Below are 550 nucleotides of genomic sequence, written 5' to 3'. Positions count from 1 at the left end.
GGAAAGCGGTGGAGTGCCCAGCCAACGCGATGCCACACGTTATGCCGCGCAGCCGCGCCGGGGCCCGCGGACATGCCGTCGGCCGGGTCAGCGGGGCGGGGGCAGACGGACGGGCGCCGGTGGTCTGCGAACGGGTCCTGCGGTCCGTCCGGTGGGCCGGTGGTGACGGAAGCACCGGCATCTCGGGCGGAGTGTGTGCCGAACGGGTGAGCGGGCGCCCGGTGGGGTCGCCCGTGGTTAGCATCCGGGAAGGGGGACGCCCACCGATGGCACGGAGGCCGTCATGCCGCAACGACCCGCATCCCGTCTGTCGACGAACCGGTCGAGCCTCGGCCACAAGGCGCGGTACGCGCTGCGGCATCCGCAGCGCGTGCTGCCCTACCTGCGCCGGGCGGGCCGGGACACGTGGCTGCGGCTGCGCCACCGCGGCGGCCACGTCGCCTACTACCGGGCGGTGATGGCCTCCGACACCGCGAGGAGCCCGGAGGCGGCGGTCGGCGGCGGGCCTTCTCACGACCGCTGGCTCGCCATCGGGCAGATGCAGTTCGAC

General features: G+C 74.7%; 1 protein-coding gene. It reads left to right on the top strand.

All coding sequences use genetic code 11. The annotated features are described in order from the left end of the window. Positions 1-283 precede the first annotated feature (283 nt). The coding region (locus tag RF644_RS18800; RefSeq protein ID WP_368797665.1) for a hypothetical protein at positions 284-550 on the top strand (267 nt) is incomplete at its 3' end.

The organism is Kocuria sp. CPCC 205258 (assembly GCF_040981005.1).
Taxonomy (GTDB): Bacteria; Actinomycetota; Actinomycetes; order Actinomycetales; family Micrococcaceae; genus Kocuria; species Kocuria rosea.
The sequence above is the reverse complement of the archived record's forward strand: the minus strand, read 5'-3'. Positions and strand labels throughout refer to the sequence as shown.